Origin of the sequence: Massilia pseudoviolaceinigra (assembly GCF_030846505.1) — a bacterium.
In the GTDB taxonomy this organism is placed as follows: Bacteria; Pseudomonadota; Gammaproteobacteria; order Burkholderiales; family Burkholderiaceae_D; genus Telluria_A; species Telluria_A violaceinigra.
In genome coordinates this window covers 1-21167 of the sequence record NZ_JAVCWL010000019.1, presented here as the reverse complement: position 1 = coordinate 21167, position 21167 = coordinate 1, and the positions used below count along the sequence as shown (strand labels likewise).

At 63.8% G+C, this 21167-nt stretch carries 19 protein-coding genes; 12 read left to right on the top strand and 7 right to left on the bottom strand.

Going from position 1 to position 21167, the window contains the following annotated elements; genetic code table 11:
• Nucleotide 1: 1 nt before the first annotated feature.
• Nucleotides 2–712 carry a hypothetical protein gene (locus tag RBA40_RS18940; protein ID WP_306649314.1) on the bottom strand — a complete coding sequence of 237 codons (711 nt, stop codon included), beginning with the start codon at nt 710–712 and terminating at the stop codon, nt 2–4.
• A gap of 119 nt (nt 713–831) precedes the next feature.
• Between RBA40_RS18940 and RBA40_RS18935 the strand changes: the two genes are divergently transcribed.
• The 7 genes from RBA40_RS18935 to RBA40_RS18900 all read left to right on the top strand — a co-directional run bounded on the left by RBA40_RS18935 (nt 832) and on the right by RBA40_RS18900 (nt 7418).
• Complete coding sequence (locus tag RBA40_RS18935) at nt 832–1080, top strand: DUF3297 family protein (protein ID WP_099882783.1); 249 nt, start codon at nt 832–834, stop codon at nt 1078–1080.
• 175 nt (nt 1081–1255) lie between these two features.
• Nucleotides 1256–2026, top strand: coding sequence for an SHOCT domain-containing protein (locus RBA40_RS18930; RefSeq protein ID WP_306649313.1), 771 nt, complete (start codon nt 1256–1258; stop codon nt 2024–2026).
• Nucleotides 2027–2044: 18 nt separating this feature from the next.
• Complete coding sequence (locus tag RBA40_RS18925) at nt 2045–2827, top strand: ATP-grasp domain-containing protein (RefSeq protein ID WP_306649312.1); 783 nt, start codon at nt 2045–2047, stop codon at nt 2825–2827.
• On the top strand, nt 2824–3501 hold the full coding sequence (locus RBA40_RS18920) for a DUF1963 domain-containing protein (RefSeq protein ID WP_306649311.1): 678 nt from the start codon (nt 2824–2826) through the stop codon (nt 3499–3501). The genes RBA40_RS18925 and RBA40_RS18920 overlap by 4 nt, the downstream gene beginning before the upstream one ends.
• Nucleotides 3502–3743: 242 nt before the next feature.
• The gene (locus tag RBA40_RS18915; protein ID WP_306649309.1) at nt 3744–4253 is read left to right on the top strand and encodes a hypothetical protein; all 510 of its coding nucleotides are present in this window, start codon (nt 3744–3746) and stop codon (nt 4251–4253) included.
• A gap of 174 nt (nt 4254–4427) precedes the next feature.
• Nucleotides 4428–6659: a carboxy terminal-processing peptidase gene (locus tag RBA40_RS18910; RefSeq protein ID WP_306649308.1), complete on the top strand. Its 2232-nt coding sequence runs from the start codon at nt 4428–4430 to the stop codon at nt 6657–6659.
• Between the two features lie 510 nt (nt 6660–7169).
• Entirely contained in the window at nt 7170–7418 is a 249-nt protein-coding gene (locus tag RBA40_RS18900; protein ID WP_374710518.1) for an ATP-binding protein, read from the top strand.
• A gap of 153 nt (nt 7419–7571) precedes the next feature.
• On the opposite strand, the gene RBA40_RS18895 is transcribed toward RBA40_RS18900, so the two are convergent.
• The 4 genes from RBA40_RS18895 to RBA40_RS18880 all read right to left on the bottom strand — a co-directional run bounded on the left by RBA40_RS18895 (nt 7572) and on the right by RBA40_RS18880 (nt 10200).
• Complete coding sequence (locus RBA40_RS18895) at nt 7572–7988, bottom strand: DUF4177 domain-containing protein (RefSeq protein WP_306649306.1); 417 nt, start codon at nt 7986–7988, stop codon at nt 7572–7574.
• Between the two features lie 263 nt (nt 7989–8251).
• Nucleotides 8252–9025, bottom strand: coding sequence for a DUF4184 family protein (locus RBA40_RS18890; protein WP_306649305.1), 774 nt, complete (start codon nt 9023–9025; stop codon nt 8252–8254).
• Nucleotides 9026–9033: 8 nt separating this feature from the next.
• The gene (locus RBA40_RS18885; protein WP_306649304.1) at nt 9034–9498 is read right to left on the bottom strand and encodes a hypothetical protein; all 465 of its coding nucleotides are present in this window, start codon (nt 9496–9498) and stop codon (nt 9034–9036) included.
• A gap of 228 nt (nt 9499–9726) precedes the next feature.
• Nucleotides 9727–10200 (bottom strand): Rrf2 family transcriptional regulator, encoded by a 474-nt coding sequence (locus RBA40_RS18880; RefSeq protein WP_306649303.1) that lies wholly within the window; start codon nt 10198–10200, stop codon nt 9727–9729.
• A gap of 165 nt (nt 10201–10365) precedes the next feature.
• On the opposite strand from RBA40_RS18880, the gene RBA40_RS18875 reads away from it, so the two are divergent.
• From RBA40_RS18875 to RBA40_RS18855, 5 genes are all read left to right on the top strand, one after another.
• A complete protein-coding gene (locus tag RBA40_RS18875; RefSeq protein WP_306649302.1) occupies nt 10366–11556 on the top strand; it encodes an acyl-CoA dehydrogenase family protein in 1191 nt (396 codons plus the stop codon).
• A gap of 10 nt (nt 11557–11566) precedes the next feature.
• Nucleotides 11567–12712: an acyl-CoA dehydrogenase family protein gene (locus RBA40_RS18870; RefSeq protein ID WP_306649301.1), complete on the top strand. Its 1146-nt coding sequence runs from the start codon at nt 11567–11569 to the stop codon at nt 12710–12712.
• Nucleotides 12709–13179 carry a MaoC family dehydratase gene (locus RBA40_RS18865; protein ID WP_306649300.1) on the top strand — a complete coding sequence of 157 codons (471 nt, stop codon included), beginning with the start codon at nt 12709–12711 and terminating at the stop codon, nt 13177–13179. Before RBA40_RS18870 ends, RBA40_RS18865 begins: the two co-directional genes overlap by 4 nt.
• Nucleotides 13172–13627: a MaoC family dehydratase gene (locus RBA40_RS18860; RefSeq protein ID WP_306649299.1), complete on the top strand. Its 456-nt coding sequence runs from the start codon at nt 13172–13174 to the stop codon at nt 13625–13627. Before RBA40_RS18865 ends, RBA40_RS18860 begins: the two co-directional genes overlap by 8 nt.
• Nucleotides 13628–13784: 157 nt before the next feature.
• Nucleotides 13785–15476, top strand: a complete 1692-nt coding sequence (locus tag RBA40_RS18855; RefSeq protein WP_306649298.1) for a methyl-accepting chemotaxis protein — start codon at nt 13785–13787, stop codon at nt 15474–15476.
• 54 nt (nt 15477–15530) lie between these two features.
• Here the strand turns inward: RBA40_RS18855 and RBA40_RS18850 are convergent, their stop codons facing one another.
• Complete coding sequence (locus RBA40_RS18850) at nt 15531–16451, bottom strand: diguanylate cyclase (protein WP_306649297.1); 921 nt, start codon at nt 16449–16451, stop codon at nt 15531–15533.
• Nucleotides 16448–20983, bottom strand: a complete 4536-nt coding sequence (locus RBA40_RS18845; RefSeq protein ID WP_306649296.1) for a response regulator — start codon at nt 20981–20983, stop codon at nt 16448–16450. The genes RBA40_RS18850 and RBA40_RS18845 overlap by 4 nt, the downstream gene beginning before the upstream one ends.
• Nucleotides 20984–21167 lie beyond the last annotated feature (184 nt).

Below are 21167 nucleotides of genomic sequence, written 5' to 3'. Positions count from 1 at the left end.
CCTAACGCCGTGACGAGCGTGGCGGCATGGAACGCTTGCTCAAGCCGGCCGCAACGTCCCTGCGTACGGACGGGCTTTTGATCAGGCTGACCGCCAGCGTTTTGATACGGGCCGCTTCGTCCGGTTCGCCATTTCCGGCCAGAACGGTGAGTACCCGCTGAACCTCGGTGACGTAGGTGGTGATTTCGGCGCGCCGCTCCGGTGCGTGCGAAAACGGACGCTGCCTGATTGCCGCAATGTCCTGTTCGAGCACGCGCGCCATCTCGCGTACGAACGGCTCCGCCGGCGGCATCAGTTTTGCCGCCAGGGCGTAGTCTTGTGCCTCGACAATTGCCGGCATGGCAATCAGCGCGCACTCGGCGGCAAACACCGGCGAAGCATCGGCCAGCGCTTTATAGAATTGATAAGTCGCTGCCGTATCACCGAGTTCCGAATCGATGATGACAATATCCCAAAAGAGTTCGCGGTCGTTTTCGCCGGCCAGCAGGGCCTTGGCCTTGTCGCTGCGGATGGTGCGCAGTGCGTCGAGCGCCTTGGGATAGGCCCGGCCCAGTTCGACCCACATGCCGACCAGGTAATAGCGCATTTCTTCCAGCGACGGATCTTCTGCCAGCGCGTGCTGGTAGAGCCAGATAAAGCCTTGCAGCGCGTCGTCGTGGCGGCCCTCGTGCATGGCGTCTTCCGCATCGCTGAACCGTGTGAGTGCTGTCATGATTTCCTTTTAAGTTGGGCATCTCGCCCGAAAGGCGCATGATGCCATACTTGCCATTGATGCAAAAGCGCGCCACAAAGCCCGTTGTACTGCGCGCCGATCTGGTGGATAATTCGCCCATGAACGATACCACTACACTCCCCCCATTGCCCGACCGCCTGTCGATCGATCCGCGCAGCCCTTTTCATAATGCTGACGCTTTCGAACGCGACGTCGGCATCACGCTCAACGGCAAAGAACACCTGAATGTCGAGGAATACTGCATCAGCGAAGGCTGGATCAAGATTCCGGCTGGCAAAAGCCTCGACCGCAAGGGCCATCCGATGCTCATCAAACTCAAGGGAACGGTCGAAGCGTTCTATAAATAGCGCGCTTTGACGGCATCCGGCTGATGCAGCCGGGTGCCGCACCCTGTTATTCCATTTCCATCCCCGCTGCGATGCCGCCTGTTTTTCAGGCGCCACGACCATCGGGGATATTATTTTGTGCGCGTGGTCGTCGCGGCGGCCTTGCCGACTACCCGACTTTCGTCCAGGAGCCGTCGTGAGCATAGGTATGTGGTTGGGCCTGATTGTCGGGGCATTGGCATTGTGGCTACTCGTGGGCGCCGTCAGGGCAAGCCAGCGCGAAAAAGCCTTCGTGGCGGCGATGGCCGCAGCCGGGCTCAGGGTGACGCAGCATGTCGTCGGCATCGACCAAAAAACCGGCGTCGGCATTGACGAAGTGAGCGGGAAAATCTGCCTCATTACCGCGGACGGCAAAAATCTGCCAACCCGTTTGTTTCCGTACGACGACCTGTTCAGTGCCGAGCTGATTGAAGACGGTATGTCGCTCATGATGGCGTCCAGAAGCAGTTTTCCGCATCCCGGCGAGAAGGGGAGTTGGGTCAATTCCGCCGCAAATTCGGCGCGGGTGCTCGAATTGCGCCTGGTAGTGAGCAGGACCACCGCGCCGCCGCTGAGTCTTACTTTTCTTAACGCCCAGACGCCGAAGAATAGCCGGCAGTATACCGACAAGGCTGCCTCGGCCAGGCGCTGGTTCTCGCTCATGAACGTGATTATCGATCAAGCCAATCGCAATGAAGAGGAGCGCATGGCGCGCCGGGCGGCGGTCAACACTCCCGCAGCGCCGCCGGTGCCGCTGGGAGCCGTCGCCGATGAAATCAAGAAGCTTGGCGAGTTGATGAGCAGCGGCTTGCTTACCGAAGAGGAATTCGCGGAACAGAAAGCCAAGCTGCTGGGCGATACCGATTATGAGGCACGCGCCGCGGCACGCCGGCTGTCGTTCGGCAACCGCACCGGCCGTCCGTCGTGAACGCACAAAGGTTATAGCGTGCATTGGATCCTGCAGGACGGGTTTCTGTCCGAAACCGGCTGGGACGCCCTGATCGCCAACCTGGAACGGTTCGGCATCGGCTATTCCGTGCACGCGGTGGTGCCGAAAACCGGCGGGCTGCTGCCGCCACCAGAGGTAGATCACACCAACGTCATTTGCATCGGCTCGTATTCGATGCGCCACGTGGCGGCGAAACACGGCTGGACTCCCGGCGTATTCGACCTGTATGCGCAGGATTTCGAGCAGCAGCGGGCGCACTGGGGCGATCATATGCTCAATGCCGGCGCCGTCGTCACCACGGTGCGCGACGCGCGCTTCAGCGGGGAACAGATGTTCGTCCGCCCGATCAACGATTCCAAGTACTTTTCGGGGCGCGTGTTCGATGCAAACGCATTTAGGGCCTGGCAAAGCGCTGTCTGCGATCCGGCCGCCAATCACGCCACCAGCCTGGCGCCGGATACCCTGATCCAGTTATCCCGCCCAGTGGCCATTTACGCCGAATACCGTTTCTGGGTTGTCGGCGGCGACATCGTCACCCAATCGCTGTACAAACGCGGCAGCGAGGTGATGTATTCGAGCGATGTCGATGAGCGGCTCACGCAATTCGTCCGCGCGCGCATCGGCGAATGGTCGCCTCACGACGCATTCGTCATCGACGCCTGCGACTGCGCGAACGGCATGAAGATCGTCGAAATCAATACGCTCAATTCATCGGGCTTTTATGCCGCCGATGTCCAGCGCCTCATGCTCGCCCTGGACCTGCGCTACGCTGCCGCATGAATCCTGCCGCCCGCGCCCAACTGGACCGGCTGCGCCAGGCGCTGCGCAGCGCGTCGCTGGCCACCGCCGGCGGTTTTCGTCCACCGCAGGACCCGCTGACATCGTGGTTCGCGCGCGGCGTCGGCTTGCCGCACGAGACATTGCCCGAATTTGAAGGCGCTGCGATGTTCCCGCTGCTGCAGATCCGGGTCAGCGAACTGCCGTTCGTGCCCCCGCAGTTGCGCGACGTCGCGCTGCTGGTGCTGTTCCAGAATCGGTCGCGCCATCCGTTCGATCTGCCGCATGGGGAAGGATGGCTGATCCGCGAATACGCGCGCCTCGACGGCCTGGTTGCGCTCCCCGAGGTGGCGCATCCCTTCCGGCCCTTTCCCATCCGCTGGATGCGCGTGGATGACGATGCGCCGGGCTGGGAGGGTGCCTGGGAAGTTGTCGATCTGGCAGCGGTCAACGACGACGAGGCCGCATCCGACGCCTTTTTCGACGATTTCTTGCGCCATATGGGCACCAAGGTCGGCGGCTACCCGTACGAAATCCAGCACGGCGTCGGCCACCATGACTTCGTGTTCCAGGTCGGGTCGGAAGAGAAGGTCGGCTGGATGTGGGGCGACAATGGGATCGGCTACTTCCACCGCTCGCCCGACGGGCAGTGGCGCTGGGAATGTCAGTTTTACTAGTGCACTCAGGTGTGCAGCCGGCACGGTGACGCCGGGGCAGCAGTGGGCCAGCACGCGATCCGGCGGTCGGCGCCGGCGGATCGATCACGGCAACCCTGGCATGGCGACAAGCTCGGTGCAGCTCGGAAAGGCATGACCGGGCCGCGCACGATAGCATGCCGGCGTTCTGTCGGGCTGGTCTATGGTATAAGTTCGGCGATGAACGCCGGACAATTTCCCGCCGCATTGCCGATAGCGGCCCCATGAAAGAGATTCTCCTCTACCTCGCGCCCTCGGTCGCGCTGGCGCTGGTGATCCGGGTGCTGGCCGGCGCCCATCCATTTTTCTTCCTGTTCACCGTTGCCGGCACCATCTGCCATGAACTGGCGCACTTCGTGGCCGGCCTGCTGACGGGCGCGCGGCCCGCCTCGTTCACCGTGATTCCGCGCAGGGTAGGGCGGCACTGGGAGCTCGGATCGGTAACGCTGACCCGGGTGCGCTGGTATAACGCCGCCCCGGCGGCGCTGGCGCCGCTGGTGATCGTGCTGCTGCCGTTCTGCGTGGCCTGGTGGCGCACGCGCCAAGCGTGGCAGTTCGACACGCGCGACCTGTTCATCGCGCTGGCGCTGGCGCCCCAGTTCCTGTCGTTCTGGCCATCGATGGTTGATTGGCGTATCGCAGTACGCTCCTGGCCGTATCTGTTTATCATCGCCGGCGCGGCCTGGCTGGTGTTTCACTTCCGGCCGCACCTGTTTCAATTTGTAAATCCATGAACCCGTACCGCCCCCAGCCCGTAAGCTCGGTTTCGCGCCAACGCGCTGGCTGGCTCAGCCCCACGCCACTATCCTGTTAGAATCAGCAGCAGTAGCCGATTTAGCGGCTGGGCGCCCTTGCAGTGCACGGTTTCGCCCGCAGATAACACCAGTTCCCGCTCGGAGAGACAACGAATGAAGAAGCACATGTTGATGGTCGCACTGGCATTTGCCGCGACGACACACGCGGCAGTCCCGCAGCCTGTCAAGGTAGGCACCACCCAGCTGCGGCCGGTTGCGACGCAAACGCAGGCCGCGGCCTGGGCCGCCACCGTCTTTGGACGCCACCATTACAAGGTCACGCCGCTCGACGATGCGATGTCGGAAAAGATTTTCGACCGCTACCTCAAGTCGCTCGATGGCGACCGCCTGCATTTCCTGCAGAGCGATGTCGACTCGTTCGACAATGTGCGCACCAAGCTCGACGACGCGATCAGGACAGAAAACCTGGTCACGCCGTTTTCCATGTACAGCCTGTACCAGCAGCGCTTCAACGAGCGCTTTGCCTATTCGCGTGAACTGCTCAAGGGCAAGTTCGACTTCACCGTCGACGAAACCTTCCAGATCGACCGCGAAAAAGCCGCCTGGCCGAAAAACGTGGAAGAAGCACGCGATCTGTGGCGCAAGCGCGTCAAGAACGACTGGCTGCGTCTCAAGCTGGCTGGCAAGGATGATAAGTCGATCCGCGAAACGCTCGACAAGCGCTATGAAAACTACGTCGGCCGCATGAGCAAGGTCGACAGCGAAGACGTGTTCATGACCTTCATGAACGCCTACGCCACCTCGATCGAGCCGCACACCAACTACCTCGGCCCGCGATCGGCTGACAACTTTGCCATCGCCATGCGCCTGTCGCTCGATGGCATCGGCGCCGTGCTGCAGCAGCGCGAAGACTACACCGTCATCCGCGAAATCGTGGTGGGCAGCCCGGCCGGCATGTCCGGCAAGCTGAAGGTGGGCGACCGCATCGTCGGCGTGGCCCAGGCCGATTCGCCGGGCTTCACCGACGTGCTCGGCTGGCGCATCGATGACGTGGTCCAGCTGATCCGTGGTCCGAAGGAATCGGTGGTGCGCCTGAACGTGCTGCCGGTCGATGCCGGTACCGATGGCAAGACCGTCACGGTGGCCCTGGTGCGCAAGAAAATCAATATGGAAGAGCAGGCCGCGAAGAAAACCATCATCGAAGTCAAGGAAGGCGGCGTCAAGCGCCGGGTGGGCGTGATTTCGCTGCCGACGTTCTACCTCGACTTCGAGGCGCGCCGCCGCGGCGACAAGGACTACAAGAGCGCTACGCGCGACGTGGCCCGCATCCTCGGCGAACTCAAGAAAGAAAAAGTCGACAATGTGCTGATCGACCTGCGCAACAATGGCGGCGGCGCCCTGGGCGAAGCGGTCGAACTGACCGGCTTGTTCATCGACAAAGGCCCGGTCGTCATGCAGCGCAGCGCCGAAGGACGTGTCGAGGTCGAGAGCGACGTCCAGCCGGGCCTGGCCTGGGATGGTCCGATGGGCGTGCTGATCAACCGCGGCTCCGCATCGGCGTCGGAAATTTTCGCCGCCGCCATCCAGGACTACGGCCGCGGCCTGGTGCTGGGCGAACCGAGCTTCGGCAAGGGTACCGTCCAGACCCTGGTCAACCTCGACCGTGGCAACCCGGGCGAAAAAGCACGCTACGGCGAACTCAAGATGACGATTGCGCAGTTTTTCCGCATCAACGGTGGCACCACGCAGTTGCGCGGCGTTACGCCCGACATCAAGATGCCGGTGACCTCCGATCCGGAAGGCTTCGGCGAGTCGAGCTACGAGAATGCCTTGCCGTGGGTAGCGATCAAGCCGGTGCCGTTCACGCCGTCGGGCAACGTCAAGCAGTTGGTTGCTCCGCTGCAAAAGCGTCACGAAGCGCGCATCGCCAAGGACAAGGACTTCCAGTACCTGCAGGAAGACATGGCGGAATTGCGTAAGTTGCGCAAGGATAACGTGATCTCCCTGAACGAAGCCGTGCGCCGCAAGGAACGCGATGCGCTCGAAGCCAAAGCCAAACAGCGCGAGGCACGCCAGGTCGCCCTGCGCGCCGCCGTGACCGACGAGCCGGCCGATCTGCTCGACGCCAAGGATGCGCGCAGCAAGCTGGTGCCGCCGGCCAAGACAGCCAAGGCCGCCACTACCAAGCCGAACCGTCAGGACGATGGCTTGCAGGCCGACGAGCGTAATCTGGCATCCGAACTGGCCGCCGAAAAAGCGGCCAAGGATGCCAAGGACGTGATGCTGCAGGAAGCGGCGCACATCCTGGCCGACGAGATCGAGATGCTCAGGACCGATACGCGCATGGCTGCGCGCCTGATGCCTTACCTGCCGGCCGCCAAGTAACTGAGCAGGCATGAAGTAATTTCCGACGACGGGGCCTGATGGGCCCCGTCGTCGTTTACTTGCTGATGTCTGGGGGGGGGCGCCGCATGGCGGGAGCGCGGGTGTCTGTTCCGGTGCCTGGTCTTTTACTCAATGCGCCGTGAGTCCTGGATCTGGCCGGCGGCACCGTTATTCGTTCTTGAGTGCCGCGTCGAATCGACCACAAAATGTCTTTCCGCGAGACTTTCAGGTTCATTTCCGTGCGTGTGAGATAAGCTGGATAGTATTCGCACTGCTTTCGATAGTTATCCATGCTGCCGTTGACGAGCATTTGATCGAGTTTCACTGGGGCTGAGCAGACGGTGGCTAGCTGGCTCGGCTGCCATCGGCGTGCCTTCGAGTGGTTCGGCGGCGTGCCCCTGCGCGTGATGATCGATAACGTCAAGGGCGCGATCACGCGGGCCTGCGTGTATGAACCTGAAGCGCAGCGCTCGTATGGCGAGTGCGCGAACGGCTATGGCTTCGAGATCGATGCGTGTCCGCCCAGTGATCATGCGGCGCGCCAACTTCCGCAACCAGAGGACGCTCGACGGGTTCGACTTCGACCGCTTGCCGGGCTTGAACCGCGCCGCCGTCCATGACCTGGCCACCTGTCGATTCATCGACGACAAGGTGGCCGAGCTTATCGCCGGGCTCTGCTGCACCGGCAAAAGCCACCTTGCGCAGTCCCTGCCGCGCGCCAGGGCTATGACGTGCTGTTCACCACCCAGACTCAGCTGATGGCCAGCCTGCGCAGCGCGCAGGCGATGGGCACATACGAACGGCGCCTGCAGTACCCTCAGCAAGGTCGCGCTGCTCATTATCGCTATCGATGACTTCGAGCCGAAGCAACGCTTTATAGAATGTCAGGCGTGATAATTCCTGATATCAATATCAGCTTATTATCGGCCGTTCAAAGATTGCTACCAATTTCTCTACTGTGTTCGACATCAGCAGATCGCGCGGCAGAATCTGTACCAAACGCCAACCTTCCTGACCCTCCTTGTTTAGGATTGCCGTAAGGTCAGGCAACGGCGCTGACTTGATGCCAGCAAAAAATCCCTGCTTCCACTCGATAGTAATAGTTTTGTATTCGTGCGTTTGCATAGTGGGTAATTCCATCTGTTCAAGGTCTTTGACAGCAATGTCGAATACCGCAGCTAGCGCCTTTTTCGATTGCAGCGAAGCGGTCGCCTCTGTTTCGATTCGCTGCACCGTTCGCAGATTCAGTCCTGACGCAGTTGCCAGTTCCTCCTGTGACCAGGACTTTTCTGTTCTAAGTTTTTTCACTAACGCGGAATTGATCATCATTCTTTATGCTATTCAAAGTCTTGTATGGTGGAGGCAACTGCATGATCCATTTAAACGACGGAAAGCTCCACGTATCGCCTGCGGCAATACCCCGGCAAAGTGACGACAACATGACGACAGTCGCTTGTATCAGGCCGTTCCTGCTGGTTTTTGTTGAGGAAACGTCCGCGTTCGGCCGAACCCGGCCGTTGCGCTCAGCATAGCATCTTGCCAAGGGGGCAGAACATCGTCCCCAGGCCGCTGACGTCCTCCTCGGTGTGGCCTCAGCGTGCCCGCGTCCGAATACGGACGTGTGCTGTCCAGGCGACGCAAACGAGCACGATGGCGATTGCTCCTGAAGCCATGCCCGTGGTGACCATGTTGAAAATTTGGTGTTGAGTCGGTGTTACGCGTTGAAACAGTAAGCCCCATGCGCCCCCAAGCGCGCTTGCAGCCCCAACGGTGGCCACGGCCAGGAGCCGCTGCCGGTCGCTGAAACATGGTTGAGGAGCCGGGCCGGGCTTGCTGCGTGAAAACCAGGCGGCGGTACAGCTGGCGATAACGATGAGCCCCACCAGGCTGCTCGCGTGCTGAAGAACTTTGAATACGGGTATATCGTGGCCGCCGACCGACACAAGCGTGCTTAGCAGTTTGAGGCGGGAGACAAGGAGCGTATCCGGGTGAGTGAAAGTATCCCAGAATATATGGGTCGACGCGCCGATTGCCAGTGAACCGAGCATGACCGATGCCGCTCGCACACTTTGCAAGGGCATGGGAATTTGCCACGCCATGCGCGCGCTGACATCCTGCGGCAACCAGGCAAGGAATGCCTGCCTCAACAGTGCGTAATAGAGCAGAAAGACCAGGGCGCCGACGGGGACGCAATACAGGAATATCCCGGGCACGCTGTGACTGAAGCTGCCACTGACGCCAAAGGCAAAGAAGTAGACGAAATCCGGCATCATGCTGCCGATCACCAGCGCCGGCAGGGAGGTGACATCGCTTGCATATCGATGCAAGGGAATCACGATGGCCGGATGGCATAAGGTAAATGGCATGGGAGCTTTTATTGCCGTGCCGTCCGGCCTCCTGGTAGCGGCTGGGTGTCGGAAAATGTGGCAATGAACGAGCGCTGAGCGTGCGCCGGAAGGTTGATGAGTATCGTCGCACTGCTGTCCCAGCAGGCGATTTCGAATAGAGCGCCGTCCAGTTGAGGGATGACCTGTGCGCCGTTCCAGTAATCAGGATTGCCATCTACGAAGGGCGCGGCCGTTACGCCGGACCGAAAGCCTTTTGCCACAGCACTGAAGACTGCCCAGATAAACTGGACATCATGTTCCCGAAGCAGGCATGCCAACGCCTCGCCGCCCATCCATTGATCGTCGGCGGAGAATCCCGGTGGCGTGAAATTGGTTTCAATGTTACTGAGATACCAGTCGTAGTCTTGAGCGGCGATGCCCGCAGCAGCCAACACCTCTCTCATGTTCGTGAAAAAGGCGACCTGTTCAGTTCTTTCCAAGATCAAGTTCACGGGCATGTATCCTGTCTGGCATAAACGACCGTAAGGTCTGATGTTTCCCCTGGACGACGGTGAGGATCCGGTCGCTTACTCACTGGCAAAGATGGCGCATGGCTGTTGCGTGGAAAAGTTCCGTGATCATAACGGTTTAACAGCATGTCGTAGCGTCCTGGCCACTTTTGGGTAATTACTGCCAGGACACCGGCCGGTCCATGATCTGACGACAGACGCGCTCATGGGCTAGCCGGCGCGGCCCGGTACTGCATGCCGCGCCGTCTTGTCCCATCCACCGTCCACGCACAACTGGTCGAACTGCTGCGCCAGGTCCGCCAGCACGACATTACCCAGGCTCTCGATCAGAATCGCCTCCGCCCGGCGCAGCGCGTCTCCCAGCGCCTGGTTGACCACCTGTTCCACGGCGCAATTTGGATGGTCGTTATCCACGCCAATTGCAAACAGATGCGGCCCGCCCACCGCGCGATGAATGTCGAGCAGCGTCACCGACCCCAAATCGCACGCCATCGACCAGCCGCCGTGCTTGCCCGCACCGGACGTCACGTAGCCCGCTTCGCGCAAGCCGGCCATGGTGCGCCGCACCACCACGGGATTCGTATCGAGCATCTTCGCGATGTGTTCCGATGTCAAAGGCCCGTCATGCCTGGCCATGTGCAGCAGCACATGGAGCACGCGGGAAAGGCGGCTGTCTGTTCTCATTGAATTGTCGCTCGAGGTGATCTGAACTCGCAGTTTACCGCCTCGCGGCATGCCGCGTGGGCCGATATTGAGGTCGGCAAAAGCCGTCTTCCCGGCGCGATTTTTTCGGGTACAATCATTGTGAACGGTCGTGCTATTTTTAGGCGATAACAACAAGGAGACTGTATGGACCTGAACTATACGAGCGAGGACCTGGCGTTCCGCGACCAAGCGCGCGCCTTCCTCGACGCCCATCTTCCGGCCGATCTGCAGCACAAGGTGCGCAAGCATCTGCGCCTGTCGAAGGACGACTACGTGCGCTGGCACCAGACCCTGGCCAAGCAAGGCTGGGTGGCGCCGGGCTGGCCCACCGAATTCGGCGGCCCTGGCTGGAGCGCCGTGCAGCGCCACATCTGGGAAGAAGAATGCGCCCGCGCCGGCACCCCGCCGATCCTGCCGTTCGGCGTGAATATGGTCGCCCCGGTTATCATGGCCTTCGGCAGCGACGAACAGAAAGCCCACTTCCTGCCGCGTATCCTGTCGTGCGAGGATTGGTGGTGCCAGGGCTACTCGGAACCGGGCGCCGGCTCCGACCTCGCGTCGCTCAAGACCACCGCCGAACGCGATGGCGACGTTTACGTGGTCAACGGCCAGAAAACCTGGACCACCCTGGCCCAGCATGCCGACATGATCTTCTGCCTGGTGCGCACCGACAGCGGCGTGCGCAAGCAGGAAGGCATTTCCTTCCTCCTGATCGACATGCACAGCCCCGGCGTGACGGTCCGCCCGATCATCATGCTCGACGAAGACCACGAAGTGAACGAAGTCTTCTTCGATAACGTGCGCGTGCCGGTGCAAAACCTGGTCGGCAAGGAAAACAAGGGCTGGACCTACGCCAAATACCTGCTCGGCCACGAACGCACCGGCATCGCCGCCGTGGGCCGCTCCAAGCGCGAACTGGCCACCCTCAAGCGCATCGCCGCGCAGCGCAGCAAGAACGGCAAGCCGCTGATCGGCGACCCGCTGTTCGCCGCCAAGGTGGCCACCCTCGAAATCGAACTGATGGCGCTGGAGATGACCGTCATGCGCGTGCTGGCGCAGGAGCACAAGGCGCCCGGTCCGGAAGCGTCGGTGCTCAAGGTGCGCGGCACCGAAATCCAGCAGACGCTGACCGAACTGATGGTCGAAGCGGTCGGTCCGATGGCGCTGCCGTTCGACCCCGCCTACCTCGAATCGGAGACGCCGCACAGCGTCTTCGGCGACGACGACGCCGCGCCGCTGGCCGCGCACTACTTCAATTTCCGCAAGACCTCCATCTATGGCGGCTCGAACGAGATTCAACGCAATATCATCACCCAGATGATCCTGGGCCTGTGAGGGACTGAACATGGATTTCAACTTCAAGGAAGAACAGCTGGCCTTCGCCGATGCCCTCAAGCGCTGGGTGACCAAGGACTACAGCTTCGAGACGCGCAAGAAAATCGTTCGTTCAAGCGCGGGCACCTCCGACGCCGCATGGGCCGCGCTGGCGGAACTGGGCATGCTGGCCTTGCCGGTGCCGGAAGAGCAGGGCGGCTTCAATGGCACGGCGGTCGACATGTTCGTCGTCATGCAGGAGCTGGGGCGCGCTCTGGTGGTCGAACCGTATTTCGCCACCGTGCTCGGTGCGCATTTCCTCGCATTGGGCGGCAAGCATCCCGATCTGCTGGCGCAAGTGGCCGGCGGCGAACTCAAACTGGCCTGCGCGCTGGCTGAAAAACAGTCGCGCCACGACCTGTCCGACATCGCCACCACGGCGCTGGCCAGTGGCGGCGGCTTTACGCTCAATGGCCACAAGAGCGTGGTGATTCACGGCGCCCAGGCCGGCAGCCTGATTGTCTCGGCGCGCAGCGGCGGTCCCCAGCGCGGCGCGGACGGTGTGTCGCTGTTCGTGGTGCCGCTCGATTCCGCCGGCGTGGCCGTGCGCGACTACCGCACGCTCGACGGCCAGCGCGCCGCCGACATCACCTTCGCCAACGTCCAGGTCCCGCTCGAGAACCTGATCGGCCTTGAAGGCCAGGGCTGGGACCTGCTCGACGCCGGCGCCGATTACGGCGCGGGCCTGCTGTGCGCCGAAGCGCTGGGCGCGATGGAAGCCATTTTTGCCGCCACGCTCGACTACCTCAAGACGCGCACCCAGTTCGGCGCGCCGATCGGCAAATTCCAGGCGCTGCAGCATCGCATGGCCGACATGTACATTCACCTGGAGCAGGCGCGCTCGATGGCGCTGCTGGCCGCGGTGCGCCTTGCGTCAACGGACGCGGAAGAACGCCGCCGCACCGTGTCGGCGGCCAAGTTCCGCGTCGGCCAGGCGCTCAAGTTCGTCGGCCAGCAGGCGGTCCAGCTGCACGGCGGCATGGGCGTGACCGACGAACTGCCGGCCGCGCACCACTTCAAGCGGCTCACCATGATCGAACTCTCGCTGGGCGACTCCGACCACCACCTGCAGCGCTTCATCGCGCAGCCGGGTTTCGCCGCGGGCGACATGGCATGACCACGACCACATGGTATTTCGAGGACTTTTACGTCGGCCAGGAGATTCCGGTCGGCAGCCGCACCGTGACTGAGGAAGAAATCATCGCCTTTGCCACCCAGTTCGACCCGCAGCCTTTTCACGTCGACCACGACGCGGCCACGGCGTCCATTTTCGGCGGCGTGATCGCCAGCGGCTGGCATACCTGCAGCATGATGATGCGCATGGTGGTCGACAGCGTGCTGGGCACCTCGTCGAGCATGGGCTCTCCGGGACTGGACAAGGTGCGCTGGCTGCAGCCGGTGCGCGCCGGCGACACGCTCACCGTCAGCTACATCACCACGGCGCTCAAGCCATCGAGCTCGCGTCCCGACCGCGGGGTGGTCTGGTCGACGTGGCAGGCCGTCAACCAGCACGGCGAGGTGGCATGCACGATCGAAGGCATGGGCATGTTCGGGCGCCGCCCGAAGGAGGACGGCAATGCGTGAATTTTCCAGCCTGGCCGACATGCAGGCGCTGGTGGGGCAGGAGCTGGCCGTGTCGGACTGGCTCGAAATCACCCAGGAACGCGTTAACCTGTTCGCCGACGCAACCGACGACCACCAGTGGATCCACGTCGACCAGGAACGCTGCGCGCGCGAGTCGCCCTTCGGCGGCCCGGTGGCGCATGGTTACCTGACACTGTCGCTCATTTCCGGCCTGTTCGGCAGGACGTTGCGCATGGTCGATGCGAAGATGGTCGTCAACTATGGCCTCAACAAAGTGCGCTTCCCCGCTCCGGTGCCGGTCGGCAGCCGTGTCCGGGCGCGCCTGACCTTGCAGCAGGTCGAGTCCATCGAAGGCGGCGCGCAGCTCGAATGGAGCGTCGTCGTCGAGAACGAGGGTGGCGCCAAACCGGTGTGCGTGGCCGAACTGCTGATGCGCCGCTACTCCTGACCTCCCCGGCGGGGCCGCCGGTCCCGCCATCTGCACCTCCCCAACCGGCACCGCAACTATCAATATGCACGGGCCAATCCCGGCCGCGTATGGGACTAGTATGGGCTGACGGGTAGCTGTCGTTGTTCTGTCGTGTGCTCATCAGCCAGGAGTCCGGATGAAAATTGCGAACTTGAAGATCGGTGTTCGTCTGGGGGCCGGTTTCGGCCTTGTGCTGCTGCTGATGGGGACCCTGGTCGCCACCGGCATCACCTTGCTCAACAGCGCTGGCGCCAGCACCGCGCGCATGGTCGACCACGAGTGGGTCAAGGCCGAAGCGGCCAACGAGATCAACGTCGGCACGCGCGCCAATGCGCGCAGGACGCTCGAACTGTTCATCGTCACCGACCCGGCGCAGCTGGCCAACGTCCGCCAGCGCATCGAAGCGAACAAGAAGCTGATCTCCACCGCGCTGGCCACGCTCGAGAAGCTGATCGATTCACGCGACGGGCGCGAACTGCTGGCCAGGGTGATGCGCGAGCGCGCCGTCTACGTCGCCTCGTACTCGCGCGTCGACAAACTGATCACCGAAGGCCAGCGTGACGAAGCGTCGACCCTGATGCGCTCGGAGACGCTGCCGGCGCTCGACGCGCTGCAGACGTCCATTACCGCCCTGGCCGCCCTGCAAAAGCGGCTGGCCGAAGCGGCCAGCGCCGCGGTTTCGGACAGCATCGCCGACGCCCGAACGATGATGCTGTGGCAGGGCGCGCTGGCGCTCATGATCGGCGTGGTGGCCGCGTGGTGGATCACGCGTTCGATCACGCGGCCAATCAATGACGCGGTCAAGGTGGCCCGGACGGTGGCGGCGGGAGACCTGAGCGCCCACATTGCGCCCGGATCGTCGAGCGAGACGGGGCAGCTGCTGCATGCCCTGGGCGACATGAACGCCGGCTTGCGCAATATCGTCAGCCAGGTGCGCAGCGGCACCGATGCGATTGCGACCGCGTCGAGCCAGATCGCCAGCGGCAACTTCGATCTGTCCACGCGCACCGAGCAGCAAGCCAGTTCGCTGGAAGAGACGGCGTCGTCGATGGAGCAGCTGACGTCGACCGTGAAGCAGAATGCCGACAATGCGCGCCAGGCCAACCAGCTGGCCATCTCGGCCTCGCACGTGGCGGTGCAGGGTGGTTCGGTGGTGGCGCAGGTGGTCGACACGATGGGGTCGATCAACGAGTCCTCGCGCAAGATTGTCGACATCATCAGCGTGATCGAAGGGATCGCGTTCCAGACCAATATCCTGGCGCTCAACGCGGCGGTCGAAGCGGCGCGCGCGGGCGAACAGGGACGCGGCTTCGCGGTGGTGGCCAGCGAGGTGCGCAACCTGGCGCAGCGCTCGGCGGCGGCGGCCAAGGAAATCAAGATGCTGATCGACGACTCGGTGGACAAGGTCGCGCAGGGCAGCGAGCTGGTTGACCGTGCCGGATCGACCATGCAGGCGATTGTCACGAGTATCAAGAGCGTGGCCGACATGATGGGCGAGATCACGGCGGCCAGCGTGGAGCAGACGGCCGGGATCGAGCAGATCAACCGGGCGATCACGCAGATGGACGAGGTGACGCAGCAAAATGCCGCGCTGGTGGAGGAAGCCGCGGCGGCCGCCGGAGCGCTGCAGGATCAGGCGGGAACGCTCGCTGGCGTGGTCAGTGTGTTCAAGCTGCCGGCCGGCGCGGCGGACGGACGGACCAAGCCGGCGCCGCGCAAGGTGGAGGCGAGGGTGCCGGTGGAGCGGCCCATGCGCGCGGCTAGTCCGGCGGCTGGCCGCAAGCGCGAGGTGGCCGCTGCGGGGACGGATGATTGGGAAGAGTTCTGAGCCGACGTCAATCTTGTTGTTCCGCCCTGGCGCGGGAACAACCCGGCGCTTGTCTTAATCCGGCTGTAGGCAGTAGCGGTTGCGCCCACCCGCCTTGGCTTCATACAGCAGCGCATCGGCCGTCTTGATCAGCCCACCCGGCAACAGGCCATCGCCGGGCATCAGGCTGGCCACCCCAATGCTCAGGGTCAGCCACGGTGACGCGCCTGATTTTTCATGCGGAATGGCCAGCAGCGCGATCTCGTCGAGCAGCTTCCTGGCCACCACTTCGGCACCGCGCTTGTCTTCCTGCGGCAGCAGGATCACGAATTCCTCGCCGCCGTAGCGCGCCACCAGATCCTGGGGCCGCGCCGCCGCGCGCCGCATCGCGCCTCCCACCTGCACCAGGCTGTCGTCGCCGGCCTGATGGCCATACGCGTCGTTGTACGCCTTGAAATGGTCGATATCGGCGATGATCAGCGCGATCGGCATGCGGGCGCGCGCGCAGCGCCGCCATTCGGTATCCATCGCTTCGTCGAAGCCGCGCCGGTTGGCCACCCCGGTCAGGCCATCGGTCAGGGTCAGCTCGCGCAGCGCATCGCTCTGGCGCTTGACCGTCAGCTGGGTGCGCACGCGTGCCCGCACCACCGCCGCGTTGACCGGCTTGGTGATGAAATCGGCGGCGCCGGCTTCGAGTGCGCGCGTTTCATCCTCGGGGGTCTTGAGCGCCGTGACGAAAATGATGGGAATGTCGCGCGTCGCTCCCGACTCGCGCAAGGCCCTGCACACCGCGTAACCGTCCATGTCGGGCATCATCGCATCGAGCAGGATCAGGTCGGGGCGCTGGTTCTGGGCAATATGCAGCGCCTTGGCGCCGTTCATCGCAAACAGCACGTCGTGCTCGTCCTGCAAGGCCTGGTGCAGGATCTGGATGTTTTCCATCGCGTCGTCGACGATCAGGATACGCCCGTTCCTCGCCATATCGGTCCAACTCATGCATGGTCCCTTCGTTTCAAAATCTCTTGCACCTGCAGCGCGGCGTTGGCAAAACCGAGCGTGGCGACGGCATCGCCCAGCGCGCTCACCACCGCCGGGGCCAGGGCCGCGTCCAGAACCGGACGCAATGCGTCAAATGCCGCCATGGCCTTCAGATTGTTATTCTGAAGCAAACTCAGAAGATCCGCCAGCGCCGCGTTTATTTGTACCGGGTCTTGTGCCCCCGGCTGCACACCGGCCGCCGCCGGCGCGGGCAGGGCGCGCGCGGTCTCGAACACCGCCTGCAGCGCCTTGTCGAGCGCCCCCAGGCGCACCGTCAGTTCGGCGCTGCCGGCCCCGCGCAAGGCTTGTTCAAAGTCGAAGGCGAGCGCCGCCAGCTCGCTCGCCCCCAGGTTGGCCGCCACGCCGCGCAGGCGGTGCACCAGCTGGATCGCCTCCTGGCGTTCCTCGCCGCGCAGCAGCGCGCGCACCTCGTCCAGGGTCTGGCCCTGCGAACTCTCGAAGCGCTTGAACAAGGTTACAAAGTTATCGATATTGCCACCGAAGCGCGGCAGGGTCGATGCCAGGTCGATGCCCGGGATGTCGAGCGCGCGCACGCTGTCGGGCAGCGCGGCCTTGGGCCCATGCCCCATGCTTCCGGGCGCATGGGCTTCGCGCACAGCGCCCGCCGACGTGACCCGGATCAGGGTGTTGACCAGATTGTCCACGTCGATCGGCTTGGCCACATGGGCGTTCATGCCCGCCGCGATGGCATGGTGGCGGTCCTCTTCCATCGCGTTGGCGGTCATTGCAACGATCGGCAGCGCCTTGACGCCCATGCGCCGGATCGCTTCGGCCGCCTCGTAACCATTCATGACCGGCATCTGGATATCCATCAGCACCGCATCGTAGCGGCTGGGGGCATCGGCCAGCATGCTGACCGCGATGCGCCCGTTGCCCGCGATGTCGACCGCGGCGCCGGCGTGCAGCAGGATGTACTTCGCCACTTCCTGGTTGATCTGGTTATCTTCGACCAGCAGCACGTACATGCCCTTGAGACGGCCCGCCAGCGGCAGCTCGGGCGCCGCATCGGGCGCCGCTTTCCCGGTATGGAGCTCGATCGCCGTCGTTATCAGGGAAAGGCGCGTCACCGGTTTGCTCATGATGGCGTCCAGTTTCAGGTCTTCCTGCAGTGCCACCAGCTGCTCGCGCGCGCTCTCGGCCACCATCAGCGCGCAGCGCGGCATGACGATGGCCGGATCGGCGCGCGCGAAGGTCAACACCGCGATGCCGTCCAGCTCCGCCATCGCCGTATCGAGGAACATCAGATCGTAGGGAGGGCCGGCGCGGCCGGCCGCGCGCAGCAGTTCGAGCGCCTCGGCGCCGCTGGCGGCACTGTCGACCACCCATCCGAAGCTGGCGCACAGGCGGACAACGGCATCGCGCGCACTGCGGTTGTCGTCCACCACCAGGACCGAGTGCACCGCGCCGGGCGGCAGGGATGGCAGCACGGCCACGTCGTCGGCCTTGGCCGCGCCGAAGACCGAATCGAAATGGAACTCGGCGCCGGCGCCAAGTTCGCTGCGCACGCCCAGGGTGCCGCCCATCAGCCCTACCAGACGGCGGCAGATCGCCAGTCCCAGCCCGGTGCCGCCGTATTTGCGGCTGGTCGAGGTGTCGCCTTGCGAAAACGCGTCGAACATGTGCTCCTGCTGCTCGCGCGCGATGCCGATGCCGCTGTCGCGTACCGCGAAATCGAGCACCACCACACCATCGGCTTGGCTGCGGCGCGTGATCGACAGCACCACTTCGCCCTGTTCGGTGAACTTGATGGCGTTCCCGATCAGGTTCAGCAGCACCTGTTCGAGCCGCAGCGCGTCGCCCACCACGGTCAGCGGCACGTCCGGCGCCACCGCGTACACCAGTTCCACGCCCTTGCTCCAGGCGTTGGCCGACAACAGCACCGAGATGCTGTCGAGGACCTGGCACAGCGGGAACGGCGACGATTCGAGCACCAGCTGGCCCGCTTCGATCTTGGAAAAATCGAGCACGTCGCTCAGGATGCCCATCAGCGAGCGGGTCGACATCTTGATCTTGGCGACATAACTGCGCTCGCGCCGTTCCAGCGACCCTTCCTCGAGCAGGCGCGCCAGGCCCATGATGGCATTCATCGGGGTGCGGATTTCGTGGCTCATATTGGCCAGGAACTGGCTTTTCGCGCTGCTGGCCGATTCGGCCCGTTCCAGCGCCTGGATCAGCTGCTCGTTGAGCGACTGCAGGCGCAACTCGGTGCGCTTGAGTTCCGACACGTCCGAAATGAGCACATAGAAGCCGCGCACCGCCCCTTCTTCATCGAAGTCGGGGATGTAATTGGCCCAGGTATGGCGCACCTCGCCGGACGGCTCATGCAGGTCGCGCGCAAAATGGGTGGCCTTGCCGTCCAGGACCTCGCGCAGGTGCGGCGCGATGTCGGCCATCGTTTCGGGGCCGAGAATATCATCCATGCGCGCGCCGGTCATGCCGGTGGCGCTGCGCCCGAACAGCTCCAGGTAGCGGCGGTTGGCGAACTGGCAGCGCAGTTCCGCGTCCCAGTAGGCCACCATGCCGGGCACGTTGTCGGTGACGGTGCGGATGAAGCGCTCGCTCTGTTCGAGCCGCTCGCTGGTGGCGCGCAGGGCCTTCTCGGCCGCCACGCGCTCGCTGATATCGCGCACGGTCGACTGCAAAATGCCCTTGCCGCCGATGTTCACGCTGGTGAGGAGCACGTCGGCATTGAACAGCGTGCCGTCGCGGCGCATGTGCAGCCACTCGAAATGATGGCTGCCCGTTTCGATCGCGTAGCGGATGAACTGTTCGGCCTTCTCGTCGGAACGGCGCCCGTCCGGCTGGAACTCGGGCGAGGTGGTGGCCGGCGACAGGGTCAGGAATTCCTCGATGGTGGCGCAGCCATAGATGCGCACCGCGGCCTGGTTGCCGCCGATGAAACCGGCGCCCTGGGCGACCAGCATATGGGCGTCGCCCGACATTTCGTATAGCGCGCGGAACTGCTCGTTGACGTCGCGCAGGCGATCCGAGAGCAGCTTGCGCTCGCTGACATCGAGCACCACGGCGCTGATGCCGACCAGCGCGTGGTCGGGGCCGAACACCGGATGGTAGCTGGTCACCCAGTGGCTTTCCACATCGGGCGAGCCGGGCACCGGGCGCGATTCGTGCACCGACTTGATCGGCAGGCCGGTATCGCGCACCTGGCGGTATGCCTGCTCGTATTCGACACCGAGGGGGCCGAGCAGCTCGGTCAGGGTGTGCCCCAGATGGGCGGCCACCGGCATCGCGTTGACCGCCGCCAGGTACTCGTTGACCATGACGATGCGCAGGTCGGCGTCGAGCAGGGCCAGGCCCACCGGCGCGGTCGCGTACACGGTTTCGAGCAGGGCGTTGGCGCGTTCCAGTTCGCCGGTGCGTTCCGCGACCAGGGTTTCGAGGTCGTTGCGGTAGCGCTGCAGCTCGCCGTCCATGTGCTGCAGGGCGCCGGCCACGTCGGCCACTTCGCGGATCTGCATCGGCGGCAGTGCCATCGGCTCGCCGCGGCCGAGCGCCGCCGCTGGCGCGCACAGGGAACGCACCGAGCGCCCGATCACGCCCCCGATGCTCCACGCGGCGGCAAAGCCCACCACCAGCAGCGCGGCCACGCTGAGGAACACGCTGGCCAGCGCCTCGCGCATGGCCTCATAGGCCGCGTCGCGCGGCAGGGCGACCGTGGCGTACCAGCCACGCCTGGGTGAGCGCTGCAGGCTGGAGATGACGCGCACGCCTTCGCGCGAGGTCAGTTCCATCGTGCCGGCATTGGCGCGGTGCGCCAGGTCGGCCATTTCCGGGCGCGCCAGCGCGCCGATGAACTTTTCGGGAGCGATGCTGCGCGCGACAAAGATGTCGCGCCGGTCGAACAACTGGGCGTTCCAGCGTGGCGGCAGGCGCTGGTCGGCCAGCAGCTGATTGAAGCGTTCGGGGCGCAACTGGGCCGACAGCACGTACACCACCTCGCCGTGGCGCCGCACCGGCACCTCGACCGAGACGGTGTAGGGGGCGCTCGGCGTAGCGCGGTACAGGTCCGAGGTGGCGGCCAGGCCGCTGACGGCCACCTGGCGGATGGTCTCGAGGTTGCCGTTCGGCGGCAGCGGCAGGCCGTGGGCGACGCGGGTATTGAGCAGCGGCTTGCCATCGAGGTCGCTCAGCACGAAGGCGTAGCCGGGGAATTCCGGGCCCAGGATGCTGCGCGCCTGATAGTGGAAGTCGGCCAGGTCGCCGCTGGTCAGGCTGGGCGAACTGGCAAGGGCACGGGCTGCGGTTTCGCCGGCATCGAGATCGCGCTCGGCGGCCTGGAGCACATTTTGCGCCAGCCGTTCGGCGTCGCGCAGCAGGTTCTGATGCTCGCGCTGGAAGGAGTCGTAGGACAGGGCGGCGAAGCCGACCAGGGTCGGCAAGGCGCAGGCGAGGACCAGCTTGGCGGTCTTCGAGCGGATGGACGGCAGGGTTGAACGTGATGAAAACGACACTGCCCGAGCCTCCGCCGCATCAAACGCGGCGCCGCGCACCGCTATGAGAACGATGGTAGCCGAGCGGGCGTTTTCTTCAAAGCACTTTACGCCAGCCGTGTGCGGCTATGCGTCTGCCATATCAACCAGCAACACTTCCTAACCGCGGTCAGATTCCGATTAGAAACAAAAGTGTTTCGATTGG